At 70.2% G+C, this 25,066-nt stretch carries 30 protein-coding genes and 1 pseudogene; 8 read left to right on the top strand and 23 right to left on the bottom strand.

Features of this window, described 5'->3' with window-relative positions; all coding sequences use genetic code 11:
- Both QMK34_RS01005 and QMK34_RS01010 read right to left on the bottom strand, forming a co-directional pair.
- A pseudogene (locus tag QMK34_RS01005) lies at window positions 1–328 on the bottom strand (class I SAM-dependent methyltransferase); the annotation flags it as partial.
- Window positions 325–528, bottom strand: coding sequence for a DUF5708 family protein (locus QMK34_RS01010; RefSeq protein ID WP_326410257.1), 204 nt, complete (start codon window positions 526–528; stop codon window positions 325–327). The pseudogene QMK34_RS01005 and the gene QMK34_RS01010, both read right to left, overlap by 4 nt.
- Before the next feature lie 81 nt (window positions 529–609).
- Between QMK34_RS01010 and QMK34_RS01015 the strand changes: the two genes are divergently transcribed.
- Window positions 610–1,191, top strand: a complete 582-nt coding sequence (locus QMK34_RS01015; RefSeq protein WP_326410259.1) for a TetR/AcrR family transcriptional regulator — start codon at window positions 610–612, stop codon at window positions 1,189–1,191.
- Between the two features lie 12 nt (window positions 1,192–1,203).
- On the opposite strand, the gene QMK34_RS01020 is transcribed toward QMK34_RS01015, so the two are convergent.
- The 3 genes from QMK34_RS01020 to QMK34_RS01030 are packed head-to-tail and all read right to left on the bottom strand — an operon-like array spanning window position 1,204 to window position 4,738.
- Window positions 1,204–3,528 (bottom strand): FtsX-like permease family protein, encoded by a 2,325-nt coding sequence (locus QMK34_RS01020; protein ID WP_326410261.1) that lies wholly within the window; start codon window positions 3,526–3,528, stop codon window positions 1,204–1,206.
- Window positions 3,525–4,217 carry an ABC transporter ATP-binding protein gene (locus tag QMK34_RS01025; RefSeq protein WP_326410263.1) on the bottom strand — a complete coding sequence of 231 codons (693 nt, stop codon included), beginning with the start codon at window positions 4,215–4,217 and terminating at the stop codon, window positions 3,525–3,527. Before QMK34_RS01025 ends, QMK34_RS01020 begins: the two co-directional genes overlap by 4 nt.
- Window positions 4,214–4,738, bottom strand: a complete 525-nt coding sequence (locus QMK34_RS01030) for a PadR family transcriptional regulator (protein WP_326410265.1) — start codon at window positions 4,736–4,738, stop codon at window positions 4,214–4,216. Before QMK34_RS01030 ends, QMK34_RS01025 begins: the two co-directional genes overlap by 4 nt.
- A 144-nt stretch (window positions 4,739–4,882) precedes the next feature.
- On the opposite strand from QMK34_RS01030, the gene QMK34_RS01035 reads away from it, so the two are divergent.
- Window positions 4,883–5,764, top strand: coding sequence for a Vgb family protein (locus QMK34_RS01035; RefSeq protein ID WP_326410655.1), 882 nt, complete (start codon window positions 4,883–4,885; stop codon window positions 5,762–5,764).
- Window positions 5,765–5,787: 23 nt separating this feature from the next.
- Here the strand turns inward: QMK34_RS01035 and QMK34_RS01040 are convergent, their stop codons facing one another.
- Complete coding sequence (locus QMK34_RS01040; protein ID WP_326410266.1) at window positions 5,788–6,675, bottom strand: alpha/beta hydrolase; 888 nt, start codon at window positions 6,673–6,675, stop codon at window positions 5,788–5,790.
- 828 nt (window positions 6,676–7,503) lie between these two features.
- Here QMK34_RS01040 and QMK34_RS01045 point away from each other — a divergent pair.
- Entirely contained in the window at window positions 7,504–8,181 is a 678-nt protein-coding gene (locus tag QMK34_RS01045; RefSeq protein WP_326410267.1) for a hypothetical protein, read from the top strand.
- Window positions 8,182–8,196: 15 nt separating this feature from the next.
- On the opposite strand, the gene QMK34_RS01050 is transcribed toward QMK34_RS01045, so the two are convergent.
- Entirely contained in the window at window positions 8,197–9,189 is a 993-nt protein-coding gene (locus QMK34_RS01050) for a helix-turn-helix transcriptional regulator (protein WP_326410268.1), read from the bottom strand.
- Window positions 9,190–9,384: 195 nt separating this feature from the next.
- Here QMK34_RS01050 and QMK34_RS01055 point away from each other — a divergent pair, with 195 nt between their 5' ends.
- Entirely contained in the window at window positions 9,385–9,519 is a 135-nt protein-coding gene (locus QMK34_RS01055) for a hypothetical protein (protein WP_326410269.1), read from the top strand.
- 111 nt (window positions 9,520–9,630) lie between these two features.
- Here the strand turns inward: QMK34_RS01055 and QMK34_RS01060 are convergent, their stop codons facing one another.
- Window positions 9,631–10,359 carry a class I SAM-dependent methyltransferase gene (locus tag QMK34_RS01060; protein ID WP_326410271.1) on the bottom strand — a complete coding sequence of 243 codons (729 nt, stop codon included), beginning with the start codon at window positions 10,357–10,359 and terminating at the stop codon, window positions 9,631–9,633.
- 87 nt (window positions 10,360–10,446) lie between these two features.
- Between QMK34_RS01060 and QMK34_RS01065 the strand changes: the two genes are divergently transcribed.
- Window positions 10,447–10,911, top strand: coding sequence for a hypothetical protein (locus QMK34_RS01065; protein ID WP_326410273.1), 465 nt, complete (start codon window positions 10,447–10,449; stop codon window positions 10,909–10,911).
- Window positions 10,912–11,067: 156 nt separating this feature from the next.
- A complete protein-coding gene (locus QMK34_RS01070) occupies window positions 11,068–11,310 on the top strand; it encodes a hypothetical protein (protein ID WP_326410275.1) in 243 nt (80 codons plus the stop codon).
- 32 nt (window positions 11,311–11,342) lie between these two features.
- On the opposite strand, the gene katG is transcribed toward QMK34_RS01070, so the two are convergent.
- The 3 genes from katG to QMK34_RS01085 are packed head-to-tail and all read right to left on the bottom strand — an operon-like array spanning window position 11,343 to window position 15,313.
- A complete protein-coding gene (gene katG, locus QMK34_RS01075) occupies window positions 11,343–13,577 on the bottom strand; it encodes a catalase/peroxidase HPI (protein WP_326410277.1) in 2,235 nt (744 codons plus the stop codon).
- 17 nt (window positions 13,578–13,594) lie between these two features.
- Complete coding sequence (locus tag QMK34_RS01080) at window positions 13,595–14,020, bottom strand: Fur family transcriptional regulator (RefSeq protein WP_326410279.1); 426 nt, start codon at window positions 14,018–14,020, stop codon at window positions 13,595–13,597.
- Window positions 14,021–14,074: 54 nt separating this feature from the next.
- Entirely contained in the window at window positions 14,075–15,313 is a 1,239-nt protein-coding gene (locus QMK34_RS01085; RefSeq protein WP_326410282.1) for a hypothetical protein, read from the bottom strand.
- A gap of 293 nt (window positions 15,314–15,606) precedes the next feature.
- Between QMK34_RS01085 and QMK34_RS01090 the strand changes: the two genes are divergently transcribed.
- Window positions 15,607–16,362: a GH25 family lysozyme gene (locus QMK34_RS01090; protein WP_326410657.1), complete on the top strand. Its 756-nt coding sequence runs from the start codon at window positions 15,607–15,609 to the stop codon at window positions 16,360–16,362.
- A gap of 169 nt (window positions 16,363–16,531) precedes the next feature.
- On the opposite strand, the gene QMK34_RS01095 is transcribed toward QMK34_RS01090, so the two are convergent.
- The 10 genes from QMK34_RS01095 to QMK34_RS01140 form a co-directional block, all read right to left on the bottom strand.
- Window positions 16,532–16,756 carry a hypothetical protein gene (locus QMK34_RS01095; protein ID WP_326410284.1) on the bottom strand — a complete coding sequence of 75 codons (225 nt, stop codon included), beginning with the start codon at window positions 16,754–16,756 and terminating at the stop codon, window positions 16,532–16,534.
- Between the two features lie 77 nt (window positions 16,757–16,833).
- Window positions 16,834–18,078, bottom strand: coding sequence for a COG4705 family protein (locus QMK34_RS01100; protein ID WP_326410285.1), 1,245 nt, complete (start codon window positions 18,076–18,078; stop codon window positions 16,834–16,836).
- Window positions 18,079–18,254: 176 nt separating this feature from the next.
- On the bottom strand, window positions 18,255–18,977 hold the full coding sequence (locus tag QMK34_RS01105) for an aquaporin (protein ID WP_326410287.1): 723 nt from the start codon (window positions 18,975–18,977) through the stop codon (window positions 18,255–18,257).
- A 109-nt stretch (window positions 18,978–19,086) separates the two neighbouring features.
- Window positions 19,087–19,659 carry an alkaline shock response membrane anchor protein AmaP gene (locus tag QMK34_RS01110; protein WP_326410288.1) on the bottom strand — a complete coding sequence of 191 codons (573 nt, stop codon included), beginning with the start codon at window positions 19,657–19,659 and terminating at the stop codon, window positions 19,087–19,089.
- Complete coding sequence (locus QMK34_RS01115; protein ID WP_326410290.1) at window positions 19,656–20,183, bottom strand: DUF6286 domain-containing protein; 528 nt, start codon at window positions 20,181–20,183, stop codon at window positions 19,656–19,658. Before QMK34_RS01115 ends, QMK34_RS01110 begins: the two co-directional genes overlap by 4 nt.
- Entirely contained in the window at window positions 20,180–20,584 is a 405-nt protein-coding gene (locus tag QMK34_RS01120; RefSeq protein ID WP_326410292.1) for an Asp23/Gls24 family envelope stress response protein, read from the bottom strand. Before QMK34_RS01120 ends, QMK34_RS01115 begins: the two co-directional genes overlap by 4 nt.
- 6 nt (window positions 20,585–20,590) lie before the next feature.
- Window positions 20,591–20,767, bottom strand: a complete 177-nt coding sequence (locus tag QMK34_RS01125; protein ID WP_326410295.1) for a hypothetical protein — start codon at window positions 20,765–20,767, stop codon at window positions 20,591–20,593.
- Window positions 20,768–20,827: 60 nt separating this feature from the next.
- On the bottom strand, window positions 20,828–21,163 hold the full coding sequence (locus tag QMK34_RS01130) for a hypothetical protein (protein ID WP_326410297.1): 336 nt from the start codon (window positions 21,161–21,163) through the stop codon (window positions 20,828–20,830).
- Window positions 21,160–21,627 carry an Asp23/Gls24 family envelope stress response protein gene (locus QMK34_RS01135; protein WP_326410299.1) on the bottom strand — a complete coding sequence of 156 codons (468 nt, stop codon included), beginning with the start codon at window positions 21,625–21,627 and terminating at the stop codon, window positions 21,160–21,162. The genes QMK34_RS01130 and QMK34_RS01135 overlap by 4 nt, the downstream gene beginning before the upstream one ends.
- Before the next feature lie 177 nt (window positions 21,628–21,804).
- Window positions 21,805–22,755, bottom strand: a complete 951-nt coding sequence (locus QMK34_RS01140; RefSeq protein ID WP_326410301.1) for an SDR family NAD(P)-dependent oxidoreductase — start codon at window positions 22,753–22,755, stop codon at window positions 21,805–21,807.
- Window positions 22,756–23,143: 388 nt separating this feature from the next.
- On the opposite strand from QMK34_RS01140, the gene QMK34_RS01145 reads away from it, so the two are divergent.
- Window positions 23,144–23,704 carry a dihydrofolate reductase family protein gene (locus QMK34_RS01145; RefSeq protein ID WP_326410303.1) on the top strand — a complete coding sequence of 187 codons (561 nt, stop codon included), beginning with the start codon at window positions 23,144–23,146 and terminating at the stop codon, window positions 23,702–23,704.
- Between the two features lie 41 nt (window positions 23,705–23,745).
- On the opposite strand, the gene QMK34_RS01150 is transcribed toward QMK34_RS01145, so the two are convergent.
- Together QMK34_RS01150 and QMK34_RS01155 are read right to left on the bottom strand one after the other, a co-directional pair.
- Entirely contained in the window at window positions 23,746–24,357 is a 612-nt protein-coding gene (locus QMK34_RS01150) for a GTP-binding protein (protein ID WP_326410305.1), read from the bottom strand.
- Window positions 24,338–25,063 (bottom strand): DUF742 domain-containing protein, encoded by a 726-nt coding sequence (locus tag QMK34_RS01155; RefSeq protein ID WP_326410307.1) that lies wholly within the window; start codon window positions 25,061–25,063, stop codon window positions 24,338–24,340. Before QMK34_RS01155 ends, QMK34_RS01150 begins: the two co-directional genes overlap by 20 nt.
- Window positions 25,064–25,066: the final 3 nt, after the last annotated feature.

Raw genomic sequence — 25,066 nt, forward strand, 5'->3', positions numbered from 1 at the left:
CCCCGAGCCCGGCCGCGCGGTCGGCGAAGACGGCGAGCAGCTCGTCGTCGGTGTCGAGCGCCGTGATCGCGGTGACCGGAGCCCGCCCGGCCAGCGGGAGACTGGCCGCGCCCGCGGCGGCGCCGACGTCCAGCACGGTGCCGGAGCGGCCCAGCGCTTCGACCGCGTCGCGGTGGGTGGCCCCGAGCGGGTCGGCGAGCTGGGCGTCGGCCCGGCGGACGAACACCTGCCGGGGCAGCACCCAGGGCGATTCCTCCGCCCCGGCCAGGATCTCGTCCGGGATCGCCCAGCTGTCCAGCAGCCGCGCCCACGTGGCCAGTGCGCTCATCGGCGGTCCGCCCTCTTCGACGGGAAGGCCAGCACGCCCGCGGTGACGACCAGTTCGACCCCGCCCAGGATCGCCAGGACCAAGCCGAGTTTGCCGAGGGTGAACACCGGGATCTCGAACCCCTTCCCGGCGAACAGCAGGATCAGCCCCACGGCCGGCAGCAGGACCCCGGCGATCGACGACTTGACGTTCGCGGACATGGACACTCTCCCCGGCTCGGCACCCCGACTATAGGATACGATCGTTTCCTATAGTCGATCCCCGGCGGAACGAGGTCTCCGATGCCCAAGGTGGTGGACCGCGAGGAACGACGTCGCGCCATCGCGAGCGCGCTGCTGCGGCTCGCCGCCAGGGAGGGTTTGGAAGCGGTGAGCATTCGCACGGTGGCCGCCGAGAACGACATGTCGCCGGGAGCGGTGCAGAAGTACTTCGCCACCAAGGAGGACATCATCCTGCGCGCGCTCGAACTGACCGAGGAGCGGCTCGAAAGCCGGTACGCGGCGCTGCCGCCGAACGCCGGGATCGGCGAGCACCTCCGCCAGTACCTGCCACTGGACGACAAGCGGCGCGAGGAGGCGATCCTGCTCACCGCCTTCACCGCACGGGCCGCGAACCGCGCCGACTGGGCGAAATTCCTGGAAGAGGGCTACACCGCCATCCACGACTCCACGGCCGAGCTGCTGCGGCAGGCCCAGCGTGACGGCTTGCTCCCCGCGGACCGCGACGCCCACGACCTGGCCGCCGGGCTGATCGCGCTCAGCGACGGCCTCACCCTCCGCCTGCTGCTCCTGCCGCCCGGCGCCCCAGAGGCCGACCGGTTGCTGCGCGCGCTGGACACGTCGGTGCGCGCGCTGCTCGGCTGAGCCGCTCCCGCTTCACTCACCCCGCAGCCCCTCGGCGCCCGCCGCCCGCCACAGGGCGGGCAGGGTGAGGCCGGTGACCAGCAGGACAGCGGCCATCCCGGTTCCGCTGTACACGGCGACCGTCGACCAGTCGAAGACCACCGGTTTGCCCGCGGCGGCGGTGAGCAGCAGCGCCGCGAGCCCCAGCCCGGCCGCGACCGCGATGGCCACCGCCAGCACGATCGGGATCGCCATCTGCCACAGCAGCGACCGGGCGAGCAGCCCGCGCGGGACGCCGGTGGCCATCAGCGCGGCGAGCGTCCGGCGGCGCTCCCGCATCTGTTCGAGCGCGACGACCATCAGGCTGGCCGCGGCCAGCAGCAGGGTGATCACCGAACCGATGTCCAGAATCCTTTTGACCAGCAGGTAGGTCTCATCCACGCCGGTGCCGAGCGAGTAGACCGAGACTTTCCAGCCCAGCGGCGCCAGCGTGTTGCGGACCTGCTCGACGAAGAGCGGGTCGGTGTTCGGAGTCCGCAGGGTGGCGTCCCCGAAAAGCGTGACGCCGCGAGTGCTGGCCAGCGCGCCTGGGGTGGCGAGCACCATGGCGGGGGATTCCCGGCCAGGCCGGAAGCCGACCGCACTGAGCCCGGCCGGGATTGTCCACTGTGGACTATCGACACCGCGCCTCACGGTGGAGAACGAGACCGCCTGTCCGGCCGCGGGCGTGAAAACCTGGTCAGTCGGCTCCCCCTGGACCGGCATCCGCGATTTCGCGTAGAAGACGTCACCGTCGGCACAGCTCGGGAGTTCGGCCAGCACCCGGAACTCCGCACACGACCCGACCGTCATGCTCACGTAGCGGTGCTGGGTGTCCTGGAGACTGGTGGACACGGACACCGGCTCCTCGCCGAACCCCGGCAGGCCACGGACCTCGGTCACGAACCGGGCACTCTCGGCCAGGCTGCCAGCAGACAGGGAGGCCCTGATCTCCACGGTGCCCGCCTTCACCTGCTCCGCCCGGCTCTGCGCCGGGATGAACAGGGACTGCAGGGCGATCGCGCCGGTGAGCACCACCGCGACCCCGCCGACGACCCTGGCGGCGGTGCCGCTGTCCAGCTGGAGCCTGCGGACGGCGATCTGCCACGCGGGCGAACCGCCGCGCAGCCGCAGGACCACCCGCTCGACGACCCAGGGCAGCACCAGCGGGACGGCCATCAGGAGCAGCACGACGCCCGCGAGCACCGGCGTCTGCCCGGCGGCCCCGGTCCCGCTCGCGAACCTGCCCCCCTGCGTCTCCAGCAGCCCCGCCCCGACGACGATCGGCAGCAGCCGCCACCACAGCTTGCGGCGGGACTGCTTCGCCCGGCGCACGACGCCCAGCGGCTCGATGATCGTCCGGCGCAACGAGAGCACGGCGACGCCGACCGCCAGCAGCGGCACCATGACGGCGATCAGCACCCCGAGTGTCCACCGAGGACGGATGTCTTCGGTGAAGATGCCGCCGCGCAAAGCGGAAAGGGACAGGTACGGGACAAGACTTCTGGCGACGAGGAACAGCACGCCGCCGAGGACGAGCCCCGCCAGCGCGCCGACGAACGCCTCACCGGCCGCGATCCGGCGCACCCGCTTGCCGTCGGCGCCGATGAGGCGCAGCGCGGCGAGCCGCCGATCCCTCGCCGACGCGGCGAGCCGGGTGCTCGTGGCGACGAACACCACGACCGGGATCAGGAAGGACGCCGACCCCAGGATGACGAGCAGCCACTCCAGGCTGCCCAGCGGTCGCCCACTCTCCGAGCTCCCGAATCGGTAGACCTCGGCCGCCGCGGGCTGGGCTCGCAGGTTTTCGCCGACGTAGAAGAACAGGTCGTTCGGGCCGGTCAGCCCGTCTTCGGCGATCGTGCCGATGACGCGCTGGGTGAACCGCGGCCGTAGCAGCGCACCCTCGGGCGAGTTCAGCAAAGCGCTCAGCGCGGGCGAAAGCACGGACTCACCGGGACCGGGAAGTCGCCTGACGCCCGGAGCGCGCGGCGCGGCGGGCCCGGTCGGCTCGATGAGGTAGCCCTGCACGCCCCGACCCAGGAACTCCTCGGAGCGCTGGACGACGAACACCGGGTCGACGCCGGGGATCGCATCGTTGACCCCGTCGTACAGGTGGGAAACCGCGCGCGCGTCGCCCCTTTCGCCGCGCACCTCGAGCATGTTCGGCACGGAGGTGGCGGCCAGCAGCACCATCACACCGAGCCCGACGCCCAGCGCGGTCAGGGAAAGGCGCACCCAGGACGTCCGGCCGCCGCCGACCGCGAGCCGGATCCCGAGCGCCAGATCGGCGACCCACCGGCGATGAGAAGCGGTCACGCGGTCGGCTCCACTTCGCGGGACTTGCCGTCCCTGACGATGATCTCGCGATCGGAATAGGCCGCGACCCTCGGTTCGTGGGTGACCAGCACGATCGCGGCGTCGGTCTCCTTGGCCGCGCCCACCAGCAGCCGCATGACGCGCTCGCCGTTGAGGGAGTCGAGCGCACCCGTCGGCTCGTCGGCGAAGACCACCTTGGGCGTGCTGACCAGCGCTCTGGCCACCGCGACCCGCTGCCCCTGGCCGCCGGAGGTCTCGCCGGGGCGCTTGCCTGCGACCTCGGCGACCTCGAGGCGCTCGAGCCAGTCGGCCGCGCGGGCCTCGGCGGCCTTGCGGCGCATGCCGCCGAGCCTCAGCGGCAGCGCGACGTTCTCGAGCGAGGTCAGCTCGGGGACGAGCTGCCCGAACTGGAAGACGAACCCGAACTCGGTCCGGCGCAGCTCGGAGCGCGGGCCGTCGGCGAGACCGCTCAGCTCCTCGCCCCGGTACCGCACCCGCCCCGCGTCGGGTCGCAGGATGCCGGCCAGGCAGTGCAGCAGCGTCGACTTGCCCGAGCCCGACGGGCCCATCACGGCGACGACCTCGCCCGCGTGGACCCGCAGCCCCGCCCCGGCCAGCGCGGGGGTGGCGCCGAACGCCAGATGCAGGTCGATCGCTTCGAGCAGTGGCCCGGTTCCCGGCTCGCTCATGCCCGCACCCGCTCGGCGAGCTGGTCGAGCCGGGCGGCGGTGAGTTCCAGCCAGCGCAGGTCGGCCTCCAGGTGGAACAAGGCGTGATCGCAGATGAGCTGGTCGGCCAGGTCGCCCTGGGTCTTGCGCCGGGTCAGCTCGCGCATGGTGCGCAGATGCGCCGAGCGCTGGATGTCGAGCACCTCGACGGCTCCCCTGCCGGACAGCAACGCCAGCACCACCTTGGTGTACAAGGTGTTCTGCAGGTAGAGCTCGGGCTTCTCGGGGGTGGCGAGCCAGTTGACCACGTCGGTGACCCCGGCCGAGGTGATCGCGTACCGCTTGCGCTCGGGCCCGCCGCCCGCCTCCAGCCCGTTGGCCTCGACCAAGCCGTCGCGCAGCAGGCGGGCGAGCGTCGAGTAGACCTGCCCGTAGTGGACGGGGCGATCCTGCCCGAACCGGTCGTCGTACGCGCGTTTGAGGTCATAACCATGGCAGGGACCGCTTTCCAGCAGCCCGAGCAAGGTGAGTCCGATTGACATGACCAGGACTGTACTGCGTGTGTATACACCCGGATTATACGCCCCGGCTATAGCCGGGAACCCGGTTGCCCGCTCCCCTACCCTGGAGCCGGGATCGCCGCCCGGTGATCGTTGAGGAGCAGGTGCGTGACGAACGATCCGCAGATGTCGATAGTCGAGTTCCCCGTGCACGAGAAGGGTTCAGGACCGTACGGGATCGTCACGGGGCCCGATGGCGCCCTGTGGTTCACCCAGGTGCACCACGGCCGGATCGGGCGGCTGGACCCGGCCGGCACGTACGTCTCCTACCCGCTGGAGCCGTCCTCGGGCCCGACGGTCATCACGACCGGGCCGGACGGGGCGCTGTGGTTCACCGAGTACCAGTGCCACCGGATCGGCCGGATCACCACGGACGGCTCCGTCACGGCGTTCGACCTGCCCACGCTGGAAGCGGGTCCCTACGGCATCACGACGGGGCCGGACGGGGCGCTCTGGTTCACCGAGATCACCGCCGGGAAGATCGGCCGGATCACCGTGACCGGGCAGGTCACGGAGTTCGACCTGCCGGTGGCGGGGAGTTTCCCGACGATGATCGTCGCGGGCCCAGACGGCGCGTTGTGGTTCACGATGAACCAGGCGGGCGCGATCGGCCGGATCACCACGGACGGGGTCGTCACCACCTATCCACTGCCTGCCGAAGGGTCCGCGCCGGTCGGCATCACCGCAGGCGCCGACGGCGCGCTGTGGTTCGCCGAGATCGGCGCGGGACAGATCGGCCGGATCACCATGGACGCCGCGATCACCGAGTTCCCCTTGCCGGACCGGGCCGCACGCCCCCACGCAATCACCGTGGGCCCGGACGGCCGCTGCTGGTTCACCGAATGGGGCACGGGCCGCGTCGGCCGGATCGGCCGGGACGGCGACGTCGAGACTTACGCCTTGGCGGACCCGGCCTCGGAACCGCACGGCATCGCGCTCGGCCCCGGCGGCGCGCTGTGGGTCGCCCTCGAGACCGGCTCGATCGCCCGCCTGACGCCGTCCGCGTAGCGCCCCCTGCCGACTTGTCGGCATTACCGGTTGTCGGGGCCACCACGCCCGATCGCGCCCGCGAGGGCGTCGGCCACCATGGCCATCGTCACGCGGGCCCGGACCGGGTCCTCGGTGAGGAAGTAGTGGTCCACGCCGGGTGTCACGTCGTGCACGACGGGCACCCCCGCCTCACGCAGGCGTGCTACGTACCGCTCGCCATCGTGGCGCAGGGCGTCGCGTTGCGCGGTGAGGACGACGGCGGGCGGCAACCCGGACAGGTCGGGCGCGAGCACCGGCGACGCGTAGGGAAGGTTTCTCGTTGCCGGATCAGGGAAGTAGACGCGACGTACGAGCTGGCGCAGCCCCGGGGAGATCATTCCGCCGTCACCGCGTGCCGGGTCGGTGGCGAGGTCGAGCGCGGGGACCCCGAGCACCTGCAGCGCGGGCCGCCACGATCCCGTGTCCTTCGCCTGCAGGCAGACCGAGGCCGCGAGCCCGCCGCCGGAGGAGAACCCGCCGACCGCGATCCGTTCGCCGTCCAGCCCCAGGTCGCCGCCGCCCTGCCCCGCCCAGGCCGCGACGTCGTGACATTGGTGCTGGGCCACCGGATAGGCGACGTAGGGACCGGTGCGGAAGTCGACGTTGAGCACCACGACCCCGGCGGTGGCCGCGAGGTAGCGGCACCACCAGTCGTCCATCCCTGGATAGCGCATCAGCCACGCGCCACCGTGGAAGTGCACGTACGCGGCTCGCGCGCCGCCCTCCGGCCGGTAGACGTGCACCGGGACGCGGCCGTGCCGGGTGGGCACCCGCACCACCCGCGGCGCGGGCAGGCCGGTCCCGGCGAACCGCAGGTCCTTCCCGTAACGCACCGTCCAGCGCGCGGTGGCGTGCATCACCATCGCCGAGAGCCGGTCATCGAGCCTCATGCCGGGTCTTCGGAACAGAAAGACCGGCGGATCGCCCGGCCTGGTGTCCGGTTCAGGACATTGGCCGCTTTACCGCCTACCCGCCGCGTTCACTCCCGGCCACACTCGGCAGTGGCCGGGCCGCCCCGACCTTCGCGGGCCTTCCGGCCTTAGTGGACAGTCGTGTCCACCCTGTGGTTGCGTTGGGAGGATCGTCGAGACCCGCGACAGACTTCCCCACGTGATCACTAAGAAGGCGTCTGAGACTGTCGCAGCAGCCGCCGCTCGAAGCCTCGGGCGCCTGTCCTTCGAAGCCGCTTACCCTCCACAAAGGACGGAAAGTCTGCCCATTCGCCCGTTTCATACCGCCACGACCGTTTAATGCGTGCCCCTGAAGGCCACCATGACGGCGTTAGACGCCGTGAAGGCTCCCATCAGGGCACACGGCAAGCCTGGGGTGGCGACTGAAGGGGACTTCCCTCGACTCAACCTTGCAAAAGTCCCCTTCACCAGAACAGCCGTGTGAAAGTCCCCGTCAGTCACGCGGCCCTCGGCACCAAACTGGACGACATGACATCAGTTTCCGGACGCCTTCTCAGGTTTCGGAGGTTCTTCGGGGGTCTTGGTGATTTTCGTGTGTCCGAGCGTGGGACTCGCCCCCGTGAACGTGGAACTCGCACGCCTGAGTGTGAGACTCGCCGCACGGCGCGCAGTTCCTCCGCGAGTCCCACACTCAGGGAGCCGAGTCCCACACTCGAGCGAAACAGACCACACTCCACCAACACCCCGAAGAACGTCCGAAAGTGACCACTAAGCTCCGTCTGTCATCCATGATCCGAAAGGCGCAGAATGTCGACCCGATCCTTGGCCACGCTCGCCGTCGGCCTGCTCCTGCTGGCGGCCGGCTGTTCGGGCGGCACCACCCCGGCGTCCGGCACCGGCGAGTCGTCACCGGACCTGCCCTCGATGCCGGGCGAAGCGCCACCCAGGTTCACGAAGTTCGCCGACTTTCCCGGCGGGGAGCTGCTGTTCACCCAACCGGGAGCACCACTGGGTGTGCGGCTGAAGCCGATCGACACCAGCTGGACCGGCGAACTCGCCACCAAACCGGCTGCCGCGGGTAAGCACTTCCTCGCGGTCTACGTAGCGGTGACCGGGGAACTGCCCGACCGCGGGGTGGACAACGTCGAGCTCAGGGGGTTGACGGTGCGGTACAAGCCCACGGCGGGCGAGTGCAAGTCGACGTCCTACGGCGACGGCTACTGCTACGCCGAGGCGGCCATCGCCAGCGGGCTCGACGAGGTCGCCGACGGAACCTGGCACGAATACCCCTGGTCGGACCAGCCCTACGTCGGCACCAAGCTCGCACGCGGCGCCACCATCATCGGCGTCGCGGGCTTCCCCGTCCCGGACACCATCGAGGCCGCCGGTGGTTTCGACCTGTGCGCGCCGAGCAAGAAGGAAGGCTATTCCCCCAGCCGTTTCCCTGGCACACCGGTGAAAACACCGGAACAGCCGCGAAGCTGACCCCGGTCGCGGTGCTCAGAGCCAGCCGCGTTTGACCGCCGCGACCCCGGCCGCGAACCGGCCTTCGACGCCGAGGATCTCCAAGATCGCGCTGATGTGACGCCGGATCGTGCGCACCCCCGTGCCGGTCTGGTTAGCGATCGCGTCGTCGGTGAGCCCGGCGGCCATCAGGCAGAGCACCTTCCGCCGGACCGGGGTGAGATCCACCGGCCCCGGCCCGCCGACGACCGTGCTGCCGGGGGCGTCCCAAAGGGCGTCGAACCACTCGGCCAGCAACCGGAGCAGGGGTGGCGAGTGCACGTGCAAGGCGCCCTGGGTCCCGTCGCGATCGACGGTGACCAGCGCGACCATGTCGTCGACGTGCATCATCCGCAGCGGGACGGTCTGGCGCACCCTCGCCTGTTCACCGGCGAGCACCGACTGGCGGACGCTGTGCGCGCCCCACTCGCCGGAAGCGTGCTCGGCGTCGTACAGCATCCGGAACTCGGCCCCCGCTGCCACCGAATCCTTCGGTGGCAGCAAAACCCCCTCCGTGGTCGGCTTGGCCCCCAGCCTGCCGTTGAACGTCGCGCGGAGCAGCCGCCGCGGCGAGCGGTACAGCCCGGCCGCCAGCTGGACCATCTCGGCGTGATCACGCACGATCCGCACCTCACCGGCGTCCGGCGCGCCTTCGGCCGGGCCGCCGCTCGGTGAGGTCATGGACGCGAACCGCTCCCAGGTGACGGCCAAGTCCTTCTGCAGGGACGAAAGGTGCCGGTGCTGACGGTCGAGCAGGCGGCGCAGCGCGACCTGCGGATGGACCGCCCTGACCACCCGCTCCTCCCCCGCGCCCTGCATGAACACGACCCCGGATTCCCGCAGTTCCCGCCCCACCGCCGCTTCCAGGTCCAGCCTGCCGCGCCCCGCGCCCACCGGGAGCCCGCCGACGGCCTGCAGCCGCTCGTACAGCTCGGCGGCCTCCGGCGACACCAACCCGGTCAGTACTTCCGCCTGCTCCTTGTCGGCCATGCCCCTCCCCCGGTCCGGCGTCAGAAAACGCTTTCTACGTTACACTCGACGACATAATGTCACAGGCTTCGAGCGAAGACCACTTCTGTTCGGCTCGCGATCTCGGCATACTCGCCCGATGAGCGGCACTGAGCCTGTCGAGGAACTCGCGGTCCTCCTGCGCCCAGACGCCCAGACGCCCAGAGCGCGGATGCGGTGCTGGTCCGCGAACTCGTCGAGGCGGCCCGCGGAGACGATGCCGGGAAAGACCTCGAAAGGGTTGCCACGACGGCCTTGCGGGCCGGAGTCGAGCGCGAAGACATCCTGAAAGCCTGCAACGATGCCTTGTAGCGCGGCGTGAGCAGCAGTGGTGGCGAGCCGGGCTTGGACACTGTCGCGGAATGCGATCGGCAGGCAGCTGTGGCCAGCGGAGACCGCGAATCTGGCGTAAGAGCGCCGGGTTCAGGCCGTGCGCTCGGTGATGAACACGAACTCGCGACCGGGGCGATCGGGCGCCTCTCGCACATCCAGCACCCGGTAGCCCTCGGCGACCAGGCTCGATTCCACCTCGGCGCGGGTGCGAAACCAGAGCGTCGTGTCCGAGGTGACGACCGCGCCGTCCGCCAGGAACCGGTAGGTGTAACGGAAGGAGACGAACGGAAGGCTCACGTCGGTGACCTCGCGCCGCTGCTCGACCGTGCCGAGCCCCGGAATCTCCAGGGCGACCCGAGCGGGGTCGGCGACCCAGTCCTCCCACACCCGCCGTTCGGGACGCCTGATCTCGAACACCAGACGGCCACCGGGCCGCAGCGCGGGGTGGACACCCTGAAGAACCTGCGCCCAGTCGCGGTCGGTGAGAAAGACCTGCGCCACATTCCCGGTCATCACGGCGAGATCGGCACCGAGCGCGGGCAACGTCGTGGCATCCCCGTGGAGCCAGGTGACTCGCCCGGCCGGATCCTTCGACTTCGCGATCTCCAGTGAGGCCAGGGCCGGGTCGACACCCACGACCGTGCGGCCGCTCTCCGCGAGCCGGACGGACAGGCATCCCGTCCCGCAACCCAGATCGAGTACGTGATCCGCACCCAACTCGGCGACGATGTCGAGATAGGCCGTCAGATCCTCGCGATCGCCGTCGAAGGAGTCATAGACGGCCGCGAGGCGGGGATGGGCGAAGAGTGCGTCGGCCACGCGGCCACCGTATCCACTGTAGACCGCTCCCGCGACGGGTTTAGCGGCTAGCGTGGGCGGCGAGACGACGCCGGGAGGACAACACTGATGAAGGCAGCACGCCTGCTGACCGCGATCACGGTGGCTACCGCGCTGGTGACGGCGGGATGCGGCGCGCCGCCGGACGAACTGCGCCATGAGCTCGGTCCGCTGGTGGCCCGGTTCCCCGGCATCGGCCAGCCGATCTCCGCGACCTGGGTGCTCTGGGACAACAACTCCGATCGGCTCTCGGGGCCGGGGCCGACCACGTCCTGGATCGACGCGATCGTCGAACTCGAACCGCGGCGAGCCGCCGAACTTCTCGCCACCGCGTCGAACGGCGGGACTCCGGCCGTACGCGACGCGCTGCGCCCGCACCTTCCGCCGGGCCCGTTCGTCGCGGGCCACGGACTGGACGTCGCGATCGGCGGGAAGCCAGGGCCAGCGCAAAGCGCCGCTTCCCCCTGGGGTGCGACCGGTTTTCTGGAGCAGACCGGCAATCGGCTCGTGCTCAACGGCGTCCAGTCCCCCTGACCCTGCCTCGGTATCGTCGCCGCGTTCCCGAGTTGATCGCGCCCAACCCTCGTCTGCACACCGGCTGGCTCGAAGCGCGTGACGAGTGGGGGCCCGGCGTCCATGAGGACGGTTTCGGGCTGCTGCCCTCCGACGAAGTCCCTGGAGGCGGGCCGGGTGCGGTGCACGTACCGATGGATCGTCGAAGGCGACCGGGTGCTCGGCGGAATCGCGCTGCGACACGGGTTCGACGACTTCGTGCCGCGACTCGGCCACGTGGGCTACGGGATCCGCCCTTCGGCACGCCGTCGCGGGCTGGGCGGCCGGGAACGTAACGTCGGCGAAGACGGTCGAGCGGCACGGCGGTGTCCTCGAAGATCGGGTAGCGCCGCGGAAAACGAGGTCCGGGCCGACCGCTGAGCGGCCGACCCGGACCAGGTGGATCAGACTGATCAGAGGACGTCGAACCGGTCCAGGTTCATGACCTTGTCCCACGCGGCGACGAAGTCACGGACGAACTTCGCCCGCGAGTCATCGCTCGCGTAGACCTCGGCGATCGCCCGCAGCTCGGAGTTCGAGCCGAAGAGGAGGTCGACGCGGCTGCCGGTCCACTTGACCTCGCCGGTCGCGAGGTCGCGGCCCTCGTAGGTCTCCGCGTCCCCGGCCGTCGCCTTCCACTCCGTGCCCATGTCGAGCAGGTTCGCGAAGAAGTCGTTGGTCAGCGACTCGGGCGTCGACGTGAGCACGCCCAGCGAGGACTGCTGGTGGTTCGCGCCCAGCACCCGCAGGCCGCCCACCAGGACGGTCATCTCGGGCGCGCTCAGGTTCAGCAGGTTCGCGCGGTCGATCAGGAGGTACTCCGACGGCAGCCGGTTGCCCTTCCCGCGGTAGTTGCGGAACCCGTCGGCGGCGGGCTCGAGCGCGACGAAGGACTCGATGTCCGTCTGCTCCTGCGACGCGTCCGTGCGGCCCGGGGTGAACGGGACGACGACGTCCTGACCGGCGGCCTTGGCGGCCTGCTCGACGGCGGCGACCCCGCCGAGCACGATCAGGTCGGCGAGGGAGACCTGCTTGCCATCGGCCTGGGCGCCGTTGAAGGCCTCCTGGACGCCCGCCAGTGCGCGCAGCACGGTCGCGAGCGTGTCGGGGTTGTTGACCTCCCACTCACGCTGGGGCTCGAGGCGGATGCGCGCCCCGTTGGCCCCGCCGCGCTTGTCGCTGCCGCGGAAGGTCGAGGCCGAGGCCCAAGCCGTGGAAACCAGCTGGGAGATCGACAGCCCCGAGTCGAGGATCTTGCTCTTGAGGCCGGCGACGTCGGCGTCAGAGATCAGCTCGTGCGTCACGGCGGGGACGGGGTCCTGCCAGATCAGCGTCTCCTGCGGGACCAGCGGCCCGAGGTAACGCTGGATCGGGCCCATGTCGCGGTGGGTGAGCTTGAACCACGCCCTGGCGAACGCGTCGGCGAACTGCTCGGGGTTCTCGTGGAAACGCCGCGAGATCGGCTCGTAGACCGGGTCGAACCGCAGCGCGAGATCGGTCGTCAGCATCGTCGGCGGGCGCTTCAGCTCGCCGGACTCGGGGTCGGGCACGGTGTTCGCGCCGGCGCCGTCCTTCGGCTGCCATTGGTGGGCGCCGGCGGGGCTCTTGGTCAGCTCCCAGTCGTAGCCGAACAGGTTGTCGAAGAAGCTGGTGCTCCACTGCGTCGGCGTGGCGGTCCAGGTGACCTCGAGGCCACTGGTGATCGCGTCACGGCCCTTGCCGCTGCCGAAGGTGTTCTTCCAGCCAAGCCCCTGCTCTTCGAGGGAAGCGCCTTCGGGCTCGGCACCGACGTGCTGGTCCGGGTCGGCCGCGCCGTGGGTCTTGCCGAACGTGTGGCCGCCCGCGATCAGCGCGACGGTCTCCTCGTCGTTCATCGCCATGCGCAGGAACGTCTCGCGGATGTCCCTGGCCGCGGCGAGCGGGTCCGGGTGGCCGTTGGGGCCCTCGGGGTTGACGTAGATGAGGCCCATCTGGACGGCCGCGAGGGGGTTCTCGAGGTCGCGGTCACCGGTGTAGCGCTCGTCGCCGAGCCAGGTGCGCTCGGGGCCCCAGTAGACGTCCTCGTCGGGCTCCCAGACGTCCGCGCGGCCACCGGCGAAGCCGAAGGTCTTGAAGCCCATCGTCTCCAGGGCGCGGTTGCCCGTGAAGATCATCAGGTCGGCCCACGACACCGTGCTGCCGTACTTCTTCTTCACCGGCCAGAGCAACCGGCGCGCCTTGTCGAGGTTTCCGTTGTCCGGCCAGCTGTTCAGCGGCGCGAAGCGCTGCATGCCCGCTCCGGCGCCGCCGCGGCCGTCGTGGATGCGGTACGTACCGGCGCTGTGCCAGGCCATCCGGATCATGAGCGGCCCGTAGTGGCCGAAGTCGGCGGGCCACCAGTCCTGCGACGTGGTCAGCACCGCGTCGACGTCCGCGGCCAGCGCGTCGAGGTCGACGGTGGCGAACGCGGTGGCGTAGTCGAAGTCCTCACCCATGGGGTTGGCCACGGCGGGGTGCTTCCGGAGGATCTTCAGGTTGAGCTGGTTCGGCCACCACCCAAGGTTGCTCCCGCCCTCGGTGGGGTGGTTGAACCGGCCGGCCGAGACCGGGCAGCCGCCCGCGTTTTCCTCGTTCATCTCGCCAACAACGGCGTCGGGGCTGTCAGACACAGCAGTCCTTTCGGGATTCAGTGGTGGTTGGAACACTCGGGGCACAGGCCCCAGTAGACGACCTCGGCCTCGTCGATCACGAAGCCGTGGTCGTCGGCAGCGGTCAGACAGGGCGCGGTACCGACCGCGCAGTCGACATCGGCGATGAAACCGCAGGACCGGCACACGATGTGATGATGGTTGTCCCCCACCCGCGCCTCGTAGCGCGCCACGGAGCCCGGCGGCTCGATGCGCCGCAGCAGCCCTTTGGCCGTCAACACGCGCAGTACGTCGTAGACGGCCTGATGGGACACCTCGCCGAGATCCGCCCGCACGACACCGATGATGGAGTCGGTTTCGGCGTGGGGATGGCCGTGCACCGCGGACAGCACAGCCACCCGGGGACGCGTCACGCGCAAGGTGACGCCACGCAGCATGCGCTCGAAGTCCGAGGTGGTGGGCACGCCGGAAGTGTGCCCCACTTTCTGGAATGAATCAAGTTCAGCGGGTGCCGCGTGTCACCCCCGCTGCCATACCGTGGCCTCGACCGTCATGGACGGCGTCAGCTCGTTGGCGTCCGGCGTCGTGGCCACGGTGACGCTGCCGACGCGCCCTCCCGAGGTCTTGAAGCAAGCCGCGGAGCCCACCCGGACGTCCAGCCGGTGCTGTCCCGGCCGGGCGTCGAGGAGGTCGGCGCACCGGCGCGGGTCGGGCGCGCCGGTGCCGTCCCAGCCGGCGAGCGCGGTCCCGACGATCTCGTTGGCGTCACCATAGGAGAGGTCCCCGGTCACCGCGGGGGACGGCGGGGCGGGGTCGAGGTACCAGCCGCCGCCGGTCCCGCCGTACCCGCCCAGAACCAGCGTGCCGTGCCACCACACGCCGACAGCCGTCGGTGTCGGTGTGGGTGTCGGTGTGCGCGAGGTGGGCGTGGGTGTCGGCGTGGACGTGGGTGTGGGCGGGCCGGAAGTGGTGACCGGCAACGAATCCGGGGTCACGACCCCCGGTCCGGCCGGGGCGCCGCCTGGGGAGGTCGGGGACGAGGTGACTTGGAGGAGCAGGACGACCAGCCCGACTATGACGAGCACACCCGTCACGGCCAGTGCGATGGCGAGCCGCGCCGCCGTCGACCTGGCGGGGGGTGGCGTCCGGAGCCGGGCGGGCTCGGCCGGGTAGGGGCGATCGGGCAGGCTGATCCACCCGAGGGTGGTGGTTTCCTTCACCACGACCCGAACCTGCCGGAAGGTGGCGGGTTCGGCGATCGGGCAGTGGCGGACGACCTCGTCGAAGAACCACGCCGAGGTGATCAGCGCCAGCACGCCGGGCGAACCCGCGAGCGCCGTCTTCAGCGCGGCGGCGTCGAGCAGGCGGAAGGCCAGGTTCACCGCCGGGGCGGTGACGCCGTGCTCGTCGTAGGCGACCTCCCCGGCGTGCAGCGCCATCCGCAACCGGATCTGTTCCTCGGCCACATGGGTCGCGTTGTGCGCGCGGATCGCGACGGCCAGCGCCGCCGGGACCGACTCCACGAACGGCGCCTTCGGCAGCTCCACCGGGGCCAGCACGAACACCGAGTCGCCCCGGTCCTCGTGGCGGCAGGCGTCCCAGGCCACGCCGACCTCGTCGAGCGCCCGCCGGAGCACCTGGTAGAGCCCTTTGCGGACCGCGAGCTGGTGCGCGATGGTCCGCCGCGCGTGCCCGAACCCCTCGACGTCGACCACCAGGATCGTGCGGTGCACCGCCGGCCGCGGCTCCTGCTCCATCCCCTGCACCCCCCGGTTGCGGGCCGCCCGGGAATCGCCGGGTTCCGGGGCACGCGATGCTCCGGATACTAGGGCACTCGCCGCCGGTGGCAGCTAACCGACAAACCCCAGGCGTCACCCGGACGAGAACACTCGTCCGGGTGAGCGACGGTCGCGCATCGTGGCACCGGCGGGGAGGGTGCAAGGACGAGATCCCGCTGACGAACGGAGCAAGAGTGGTTCGAACAGGGCACCGGAAGTCCCGGAGCGGGCTCACGGCGGGTGTGCTCGGGAGTGCCGCACTGGCGGCCACGATGTTCCCGGCTCCCGCCGTCGCTTCGGGCGCCGACTATTCACTGGCCGCCACGAACCACGCCGGATCCCAAATCGCCCGCCACGAAACCGCCAGGGGAAACCCGCCGACCGCGCGGGAACCCATCGCGCGGACACCGGGCCACGACGTAAGCGGACACCAGGGCGCCGTCGACTGGAACAGCGTGTCCGGGGCGAGTTTCACCTACGTCAAAGCCTCCGAGGGCACGGGCTACGTCAGCCCTGTCTTCGGCCAGCAGTACGACGGGGCGAGCGCGCGCGGCATCATCCGCGGCGCCTACCATTTCGCCCGCCCGGACGTCTCGAGCGGTGCCGCGCAGGCCGACTACTTCATCGCCGTCGGCGGAGGTTGGCGCGGTGACGGCAAAACCCTGCCCGGCGCGCTGGACATCGAGTACAACCCCTACAGCGACGACGCTTGCTACGGGCTGGATCCCGCCCGGATGACGGCGTGGATCACCGACTTCACCGCCAGGTACCTGGCCAAGGTGAAGCGGAGCGCGGTGATCTACACCAGCACCAGCTGGTGGCAGCGCTGCACCGGCGACGCGGCGAAGTTCGGCAACACCAATCCGTTGTGGCTGGCGCACCACGCCCCCGAGATCGGGCCCCTCCCGGCGGGCTGGGACAAACAAAGCATCTGGCAGTACGCCGTGCAAGGCGCCCTGCCCGGCGACCAGAACTACTACAACGGCCCGATCGACCGGGTGCGCGCGCTCGCCCAAGGCGCCCACTGAGCCGTGGGCCGAAATCCCCGAAGTCCGGACTGAGAAATGTCGGACCCGCTGGCTACGGTGGCACCATGACCGACACCGAGACCCCGTGGGAACCGCCCCTCGCGGCCACCGAGGTCGAGCAACCTCATCCACCTGCCCTGGCCGGAAAGCGGGCAGCTGACCCACCGCGTCAGCGAACCGCGCCCGCGGCCACCGGAAACGCGCGGCGAACCCGGCGGCAGGTCCGCGTTCCGGCGACCGCCGCCATCGCCGCGGCGAGGGCCAGCCCCAGCACGAACACCGCCCACCCACCCGCGGGCGGGACGCCCGGGATCACGGCGGCGAGCAGGACAGCGGCCCACAGCCCGAAATAGAACACGAGCCCGCCGGTAAGCACTCCTGCTGGCGCGGCCATGTTTTGCCGCCATTGACCTGTCATGGTCCTGAGCGAACCACGGCGCCCCGGCGAAGGACAGCGCAGAACTACTCAGGTCAGCCGAGGGTCCCGAGCAACGCGGTGAGCGCGGTCTTCTCGCTGTCGGGGTGAGGGCTCGCCGCGCGAAGCTCACGCAGCACCTTGTCGATCTTGCCGTCGACCTCGGTCCAGGCGGTCTTGTCCTTCGCCCTCAACCGGGCTTCGGCGTTGTCCCAGTCGATTTCGAGGTCGTCGACCTTGGCGGTGGCGCCGGACTGGTTGCCCGCCTGCAGCAGGTTCAGCGTGTCCTGCGTGGTTCCCCGGAATTTCGAGAGGTCACCCAGCGGCGAACGCGGGGCCGCGGGCCGCACCGGCACGCTTCCGCCGGGGACCGGCTGTACCACGGGAACCGGGGCCGGAGCCGCGGTGTCTTCCTGGAGGGAGGAAGTCCGCAGTGCGTATCCCGTCCCGCCCGCGGCGAGGACGAGCGCCAGGAAGACGACGGTCTGCCACAGGCCTCCTCGCGCGTTTTCGTCCTTGCCCGCCGCGGCATGGGAAATGACGTCGGCTTTCGACACCGAGAGATAGGTGACCGTGCCGAGGATGCCGACGACGAAGATCACGCTCGTCACCGTCGCGCCCAGCCCCAGCCCGCCCTGGCTCGCAGGCTGGGAAAGGTAGTCACCGATCGACGCGCCGAGTGGCCGGGTCAGGACGTAGATGAACCAGAACGCCAGCACCGGATGGAGGCCGAGTCGCCACGCGATCGCGGTGACCACGATCAGCGACGCCACGATGGCGCCCGTCACCAGGTAGCCGAGCCCCAGCACTTCGGCCATGAGATCGCCGGTCGCCGTGCCGAGCGCGAAGGTGAACAGGATCGCCAGCCAGTAGAACGCCTCTCGGCGGGTGGTGAAGATGGAATGGATGGACAGCGTGTTTTCGGCCAGATACCAGGCGAGGAACGTGACCGCGAGCAGCACGCCGAAGATCAGGGTGCTGGTTTCGAGCGGCAGGCCGATGTTGTCCGTGAGGTTGTCGGTCACCAGGGTGCCGAAGACACTCACGATCGTCACGGCGAGCCAATACCTGCTCGCGATGTACCTCTTCGCGCGGAACTGGAGGATCAGCGCGCCGACGAGCAGGATTCCGGTGACGACGGAAACGCCGGTGAGGCCGAGGTTCAGGTCGACGTTGAGGAAATCGGCCGCCGCTTCGCCGACGGTCGTGCAGAGCACTTTGATGATCCAGAAGAAGACCGTGATCTCCGGGACCTTGCTGAGGATCTGACGGCTCGGCGCCAGGGTGTCCTGCGAAGTCATTGAGCTCTCAATCTCGGTTCGCCCGCCGCGGCAGAGGACTACGGAAACAGCGGTGAATGGCCACGACTCGGCGAACCCTAGCGAGGCGCGGGTTTACGGCCGGACGGCTGAAGGTGAGTGGACGGTTAATCGCCACCAGACGCGGACCTGTCGCGCCACCACCCGTCCGGCGCGGTTCACGCCGCCGGTACGCCTTCGAGTTCGGTGACGGGCCGGGTGGTGGTGAAGGTGAGTCTGTAGAGCCCGGCCGCGAGCAGCGCGCCAACGAGCGGAGCGACGATGAACACCCAGAGCTGGCTGATCGAGGTGCCGCCGGTGAGCAGGGCGGGCCCGAAGCTGCGCGCGGGGTTGACCGAGGTGCCGTCGATGGGGATCGCGATCAGGTGGAGCACGGCAAGGGTCAGTCCGATGGGGATTCCGGCGAGGGCGGCGTTGCCGATGCGATCGGTGGTGGCGAGGATGACGAACACCAGCAGCAGCGTCAGCACGACCTCGGTGACCAGAACCGCGGTGAGCGAGAAGTGCCCGGCCTGGTCGGGGCCGTAGGCGTTCGCACCGAGCCCGTCGGCGGCGAGCGAGTAGCCGTCCCGTCCGCGCGCGATCACCAGGATGAGCGCGGCGCCGCCGAGGCCACCGGCGAGCTGGGCGACGACGTATCCGGCTGCTGCCAAGGCTTTGATCTTGCCGGTGACGAGCATACCGAGGGTGACGGCGGGGTTGAGGTGAGCGCCGGAGATCGGGCCGACGGTGTAGACCATCGCCAGCAGGGTAAGGCCGAAGGCGAGGGCGACGCCGAGGTCGCCGACGGTCTTCCCGGCGATGACGGCGGTACCGACGCCGCCGAGGACGAGGATCGCGGTGCCGAGGAACTCGGCGAGATAGGCACTGTATCTGGGCATGACGACTCCAGGTGGGGACCGGGGTGGGTGGGGAGAACTGTTCGTGCGCAGCAAAAAGGGCGCCTCATCGGGTGATCGGGCGCCCTTCGGACTGGTGGCTCGGTGCGGGCTAGTGGGCGCGGGCGCCGGCCTTGGTGGAGAACCGGAATTCGACGGTCACCGGGAGCGTGTCCAGGTCGAGCGCCTGGCGCAGCCGCGGCAGGCCTTCGGTCTCGAGCTGGTGGCGGACGGCGGTGAGGTCGCCGTCCTGCTCGGCGCTGATCACCAGCGCCACCGCCGGGGAGGCGGACGTACCGGCCAGTGTGGCGTGCGCGGCGTGGACACCGGCGTAGGTTTTGACCTCGCGGGCGAACGGGTCGATGGCGGTGCTCGCGGCCAGTTCGGTGCGGCCGGTGTCCGGATCGGACTCGAAGCGCCACGTGTGCGTCTTCGGTTTGCGGGTCAGCTGGGCGACGAGCCACCGCACGAGCACCAGGCCCAGCACCACGGCGACCGCGGCGGCGGCATAGAGCGCCCAGGTGGGTGGGGTGCCGGTGCCGGGCACCAGCGTGGACTCCGGCTTGAGGACCGTGAGCCTGCCGAAATGCGTCAGGACGGTGAAAGCTCCGGCGGCCAGCAGGACGATCCCGAAGATCGTGAGCACAGTGCGGTTGAGACGGGCGGGACGGTTGAGACTGGTCATGACGCGCTCCTGACGGCGTGGACCTTGACCTTCACGGCCGGACGGACGGCGGGGACGATCTGGTCGAGGCGGCGTTCGAGGGCGCCGCGGACGGCATCGGCGAGTCCGCCGGTACTCGTGCGTCCCGTGGTGACCTTGACGGATACCTTGCGGCGCTTGAGCTTCACCTTCGCCGCCGACACACCGTCCACAGTGGATACCGCGGCACGGAGGGTGGAGCGGTAGCTGCGGCGCGACGCGCCCGAGTCGAGCTCACCAAGCAGTGGCAGGACGGTGAGCTTGCCCGGCAGGATCGCGGTCAGCAGCAGGACCAGGCCGAGCAGGGCGGCGACCCCACCGGCGATGGCGGGGACCAGGTCGGTCCAGCGGGCGCCGTGCAGGGCGTCGGCGACGGACCGGTAGCTGACCCAAGGGGTTTCGCCGACGATCGGCTGGATCGCGGCCACGGCGACGAACGCGCAGGCCGCGAGCAGGACGACCGCGGTGAGCGTGGCCGGGACGGAGCGGCGGGGGCGGCGTTTCACCGGACCCTCCTGGCTTCGGTGGCGCCGGAGTGCAGCGCGGTGACGGTGATGTCCACTCGCGACACCGCGAGACCGGTGAACTCCTCGATGCGGCGCATCAGGTGCTCGCGGGCCTGCTCGGTGGTGCGGGTGACCGAAAGCGGGTAACTGATCGAAAGCCGCACGTCGAGGGTGGCGGTCTCGCCACTGACCTTCGCGACGACCTTCGCGGAGTTGTCGAGGTCTTCGCCGCCGACGGCGACGCCGAGCATCCGCGACGCGGCCCCGCCGATCCCGCCGACTTCGGTGACCGCGTGGGCGGCGATCCGCTCGACCGTGCGGTCGGCGATCGTGAGCCTGCCCGCCTCCCCCGGCACCGCCGAAGCGGTTCGGGGGAAGGGGCTCGGCAAGGTGGTGGTCATGGTGGGTCAGCCCTTGTCGCGACCGGAAAGCTGCGACAGGTCGAGCTTGCCGTCGAGTACACGACCGGCCAGCAGTCCCAGCGCGCCGAGGATCAGCACGACCAGGAACACGCCGAAGCCGCCGAACGCCGCGGCGAACCCGAGCGCGAGACCGGTGAACAGACCGAGTTGGGTGGAAGTCATGAGCTTTCTCCTCTCTGAGGCGATCGGCCCGCACAGGAGTCAGGGAGCCGGTCGGGTGAATCAGGAATGCGGCAGGGCGGACCCGGTGTCCGGGCTCTCGGCGGTGACCGCGACGGCCGTGGGCGGCGCGATGTCGCCGATCCGCACGTTCACCGCCCGGTCGACCGGGCCGACCGCGGCGCGGACGTCGGCACCGAGCTGGGCGACGGTGGCCGGGTAGCGGCCGGTGACGCCCACGGTGATCTCGTCGGGACGGATCCGGACGCCGGGAATCCGGCGGCCGGGGAGCAGCGTGGCGATCTCGCCGAACCGGCCGCTGTGCAGGCCCGCCACGTGCGGGAGGGCCGTCACGGCGGCAGCGATGCGGTCGGCGTCGATCTCGACGCCGGGTGTCACAGGACGCGGCCGGTGTCGTTCTTGGTGTCGCTGCCCTCGTCGTCGCCCGGGATGTGCACGTCGGAGACGGCGATGTTGACCTCGACGACCTCGAGACCGGTCATCTGCTCGACGGCGCTGATGACGTTCTTGCGCACCGAACGCGCGAGGTCGGCGATGGAGACGCCGTACTCGACCAGGATCTGCAGATCGATGGCGGCCTGCTTCTCGCCCACCTCGACCGACACACCCTGGCTCACGCTGGCCGACGCGCCGGGAATGCGCTCGCGGAGGGCGCCGAACGCGCGGGCCGCGCCGCCACCGAGGGCGTACACCCCGGACACCTCGCGGGTGGCGAGACCGGCGACCTTCGACACCACGGTGTCGGCGATCGTGGTCGTGCCCTGCTTCGACACCAGCGCGCCGGTGGTGGCCTTCTCGACTTCGGCCGAGTGGGCCGGGGTCCTGGTGGCCGGGTTCGTCATGACGTTCTCCCTGGGGTCGTTTCTCGTTGTCCGGGGTGGAGGTCCGGGGCGGAGGTTCGCGGTGTCCCGCGTCGCTTCCACACCAGTAGGACCCGGACGCCGGGAGATCGTCACGACCGGATCGTGTGTCCCCGGTCTCCCCGCCGCGGACCGGGCGCCAAAGAACAGCCTGATCGTTCACCAGGGGCCGGAGCCGGGATCCACCCCGGTGAGCTCGACGCTCGCGGCCCACAATGCCGCGGCCACCGCTTCGTCGGCCAGGCGGCCTTGGACGGGCTCGAGCCTGGGCTTGCCGCGAAGGCCGAGCACCCGGGGGCCCCACAGCTGGCCGCCACGGACCGACGGGTCGAGGACTGCGCGAACAGCGGGCCGGGCGGCGGTTTCCTTCCCCTGTAAGAGGATTCCGGCAGGTAAGCCGCGCAATCGCTGGCCGGCGGTCCGGACCCGCACCGCCGGACGCGAGGGAGTGAGGGAATCGAGCGCGCCGCCGGGGTGATTCACTACGCTCAGTGTGGTGGCACCGATCGCGCGCAGGCGACGATCGAGTTCGAAGCCGAACAGCAGCTGCGCCTGCTTCGATCGCGCGTAGGTGGGCTTGGGCTGGTACTCCCGCGTGGTCTGCAGATCGGCCAGGTCCAGCTCCGCGGACTTCCCCAGGAAGCTGCCGGTGGTGATGACGCGGCTCGCGGGCGCGGCCGCCAGCAGCGGCATCAGCCAGGCGGCCAGCGCGAAGTGCCCGAGGTGGTTGGTGGCGAACATCAGCTCGTGGCCGTCCTTGGTTTCGCGGCGCGGCGGCTGGTCGAGCAGCACACCCGCGTTGCCGACGACCGCGTCGAGCCTGTCCAGCTCCAGCGCGTGCGCGGAGGACTCGATCGAGGAGAGGTCGGAAAGGTCCAGCCGCACGTGACGCAGGTGGGCGCCGGGGACACGGGAGCGGATGGACGACATCGCGGCCGCTGCCTTGGTGGTGTCCCGGCTGCCCAGGATGACGGTGGCCCCGGTGCCGGCGAGTTGCTCGGCGACGAAGTACCCGATACCCGCGTTGCCACCGGTGACCAGGAAGTTCGCGCCGTCGGCGCGCGGCAGCCGGTGACTGTCCCACGTCGGGGCCTGGGCTTCGGACGACATGTCACTCCTCAGAAGGCATCTGAAACTGATGTCATGTCGTCCAGTTTGGTGTCTAGGGCCGCGTCCCTTCAGTCGCCACCCCAGGCTTGCCGTGTGCCCTGATGGGAGCCTTCACAGCGTCTAACGCTGTCATGGTGGCCTTCAGGGCACGCGTGAAACGGTCGTGGCGGTATGAAACGGGCGAATGGGTGGATTTTTCGTCCTTTGTGGAGGGTAAGCGGCTTCGAAGGACAGGCGCCCGAGGCTTCGAGCGACGGCTGCTGCGACAGTTCTCAGACGCCTTCTCAGAGTTCGACCGGTCCGGGAGCCATGTCGAGACGGCGGGACCGGCTCCGACCTCTCCTCAAAGGCGCCCACCGGGGAGCCCCACACGAACGGACGGTCAGTCATGCGAGAGATCATCTACCTGGTCCACACGTCGCTCGACGGGTTCACCGAAGGCCCGGACGGGGAGTTCGACTGGGCCACGATGGGGCCCGAGCTTTCGGACTACTCCCAGGAACTGTGCACCGGGATCGGGGCCTTCGCCTACGGACGGCGGGTGTGGGACATGATGTCCGGGTACTGGCCGAACGCCGAAGCGACGTCGGACCACCCCCACGACCTGCGGTTCGCGCCGGTCTGGCGCGAGACGCCGAAGATCGTCTTCTCCCGCACGCTGGAGAAAGCCGACTGGAACACGCGGGTCATCAGCGGGGACCTCACCGAGGAGGTCACCGCGCTGAAGCGGGAGCCCGGCAAGAACATCCTGCTGACCGGTGGCGCCGAACTGCCTGCCGAACTCGGCAGGCTCGGGCTCATCGACGAATACCAGATCGTCGTTCAGCCGGTGGTGCTCGGTGGTGGCAAGCGGCCCTTCGCGGCCGGAGCCGCACGGCTCGGCCTGGAGCTGGTCGAGACACGCACTTTCGACGCACAGGCCGTGCTCCTGCGCTACCGGCCGGTGTGACGGGCCACCCGGCAGCCCGGGACGGGACGGAACCCGCCGGGCTACCGGGCTTTGGCCGCTCGCAGGGCGATCCACTGGCGCATGGCGTACTCCACCAGGGTGATCAGCGTCTGCTTGGTCGACTCGCGGTCCCGGGCGTCACACCGGATGATCGGGATGTTCGGGTCGATCGACAGGGCCTCGCGCACGTCGTTGATGTCGTGCTCGAGGACGCCGTCGAAGGTGTTCACCCCGACGATGTAGGGCAGGCCCCTGTCCTCGAAGAAGTCGACCGGCGCGAACGAGTCGGCCAGCCTGCGGGTGTCGGCGAGGACCACCGCGCCGATGGCGCCGCGGACCAGGTCGTCCCACATGAACCAGAACCGCTGCTGGCCCGGTGTGCCGAACAGGTACAGGATCAGGTCCGCGTCCAGGGACACGCGCCCGAAGTCCATCGCGACCGTGGTGGTCGACTTGTGGGGCGTCGAGTCGAGGTTGTCGATGCCCCGGCTCGCGTCCGTCATCATCGCTTCGGTGGTCAGCGGGACGATCTCCGACACCGAACCGACGAAGGTCGTCTTGCCCGCACCGAAGCCGCCCGCCACGACGATCTTCGCGGATGTCATGGTCGGGGGCGCGGTTTCCCGCGGTGCCTTAAAGCCGACGGAGTCCACTCAAAACCCTTTCCATCAACACCAGATGCGCTTCGGCGCCGTCATTGCCGGTCAACGTCTTGTGGACAGTGACCAGTCCCGCGTCCGCCGCGTCGCTGATCAGTACCCGGGCCACACCCAGCGGAACCCGCAGCGCCGAAGCGACCTCGGCCACCGATCGCGGGGTCCGGCACTCTTCCATGATCGAGAGGCTCTCGATCTGTTCTGTCACTGCATCGGGAAGGATCCCCGAGGGGAACTCCCTGGTGGAGACCAGGGTCTCCAGTTCAAGCGCGTAGTTCGACTTGGTCCGGCCGCCGGTGAGAGCGTACGGCCGCACGATCGACGTCTCCTCGGCCGGGTGAGTCTGCTCGAAGACCGCGGGCATGATGAACTCACCGCTGGGCGGACCAGGGTCGAACAGGCCGCCGGGCCGGGGCTCGACGGCGTCGGTACTGCTGCTGCCCGGCGGAGAGACTACTGAGGTCACGCGGTCTCCTTGGTCTGTCGGGTGCTCGGCCGCGTGTGCTCCGGCTGCCGAGTTCTCTCGGGACTCCTTGTTCTTCTTCCGCTTCCGACGACCACGGCCGGAATCCAGGGCGAAACCGTTGAAGACGTCGGCGAAAGTGCCGTCGTCCCCATAGCCGGCAGCGTCGTCAGCCTCCTCGTAAGGAGGCTGCTCACCCGCTCCCGGCTCTTCGCCGTGTGATCCGGACCCCGTGCTCATCGA

The sequence above is a fragment of the Amycolatopsis sp. H20-H5 genome (assembly GCF_035828755.1).
Classification (GTDB): domain Bacteria; phylum Actinomycetota; class Actinomycetes; order Mycobacteriales; family Pseudonocardiaceae; genus Amycolatopsis.

What these genes read in the sequence shown, in the direction of transcription:
- QMK34_RS01110 (WP_326410288.1), bottom strand. Translation starts at nt 19,659, where the DNA reads ATGACCAGTCTCAACCGTCCCGCCCGTCTCAACCGCACTGTGCTCACG.
- QMK34_RS01085 (WP_326410282.1), bottom strand. Translation starts at nt 15,313, where the DNA reads ATGGAGCAGGAGCCGCGGCCGGCGGTGCACCGCACGATCCTGGTGGTC.
- QMK34_RS01045 (WP_326410267.1), top strand. Translation starts at nt 7,504, where the DNA reads ATGTCGACCCGATCCTTGGCCACGCTCGCCGTCGGCCTGCTCCTGCTG.
- QMK34_RS01140 (WP_326410301.1), bottom strand. Translation starts at nt 22,755, where the DNA reads ATGTCGTCCGAAGCCCAGGCCCCGACGTGGGACAGTCACCGGCTGCCG.
- QMK34_RS01010 (WP_326410257.1), bottom strand. Translation starts at nt 528, where the DNA reads ATGTCCGCGAACGTCAAGTCGTCGATCGCCGGGGTCCTGCTGCCGGCC.
- QMK34_RS01120 (WP_326410292.1), bottom strand. Translation starts at nt 20,584, where the DNA reads ATGACCACCACCTTGCCGAGCCCCTTCCCCCGAACCGCTTCGGCGGTG.
- QMK34_RS01065 (WP_326410273.1), top strand. Translation starts at nt 10,447, where the DNA reads ATGAAGGCAGCACGCCTGCTGACCGCGATCACGGTGGCTACCGCGCTG.
- QMK34_RS01100 (WP_326410285.1), bottom strand. Translation starts at nt 18,078, where the DNA reads ATGACTTCGCAGGACACCCTGGCGCCGAGCCGTCAGATCCTCAGCAAG.
- QMK34_RS01030 (WP_326410265.1), bottom strand. Translation starts at nt 4,738, where the DNA reads ATGTCAATCGGACTCACCTTGCTCGGGCTGCTGGAAAGCGGTCCCTGC.
- QMK34_RS01035 (WP_326410655.1), top strand. Translation starts at nt 4,883, where the DNA reads ATGTCGATAGTCGAGTTCCCCGTGCACGAGAAGGGTTCAGGACCGTAC.
- QMK34_RS01135 (WP_326410299.1), bottom strand. Translation starts at nt 21,627, where the DNA reads ATGACGAACCCGGCCACCAGGACCCCGGCCCACTCGGCCGAAGTCGAG.
- QMK34_RS01105 (WP_326410287.1), bottom strand. Translation starts at nt 18,977, where the DNA reads ATGCCCAGATACAGTGCCTATCTCGCCGAGTTCCTCGGCACCGCGATC.
- QMK34_RS01015 (WP_326410259.1), top strand. Translation starts at nt 610, where the DNA reads ATGCCCAAGGTGGTGGACCGCGAGGAACGACGTCGCGCCATCGCGAGC.
- QMK34_RS01050 (WP_326410268.1), bottom strand. Translation starts at nt 9,189, where the DNA reads ATGGCCGACAAGGAGCAGGCGGAAGTACTGACCGGGTTGGTGTCGCCG.
- QMK34_RS01040 (WP_326410266.1), bottom strand. Translation starts at nt 6,675, where the DNA reads ATGAGGCTCGATGACCGGCTCTCGGCGATGGTGATGCACGCCACCGCG.
- QMK34_RS01125 (WP_326410295.1), bottom strand. Translation starts at nt 20,767, where the DNA reads ATGACTTCCACCCAACTCGGTCTGTTCACCGGTCTCGCGCTCGGGTTC.
- QMK34_RS01025 (WP_326410263.1), bottom strand. Translation starts at nt 4,217, where the DNA reads ATGAGCGAGCCGGGAACCGGGCCACTGCTCGAAGCGATCGACCTGCAT.
- QMK34_RS01090 (WP_326410657.1), top strand. Translation starts at nt 15,607, where the DNA reads ATGTTCCCGGCTCCCGCCGTCGCTTCGGGCGCCGACTATTCACTGGCC.
- QMK34_RS01155 (WP_326410307.1), bottom strand. Translation starts at nt 25,063, where the DNA reads ATGAGCACGGGGTCCGGATCACACGGCGAAGAGCCGGGAGCGGGTGAG.
- QMK34_RS01095 (WP_326410284.1), bottom strand. Translation starts at nt 16,756, where the DNA reads ATGGCCGCGCCAGCAGGAGTGCTTACCGGCGGGCTCGTGTTCTATTTC.
- QMK34_RS01145 (WP_326410303.1), top strand. Translation starts at nt 23,144, where the DNA reads ATGCGAGAGATCATCTACCTGGTCCACACGTCGCTCGACGGGTTCACC.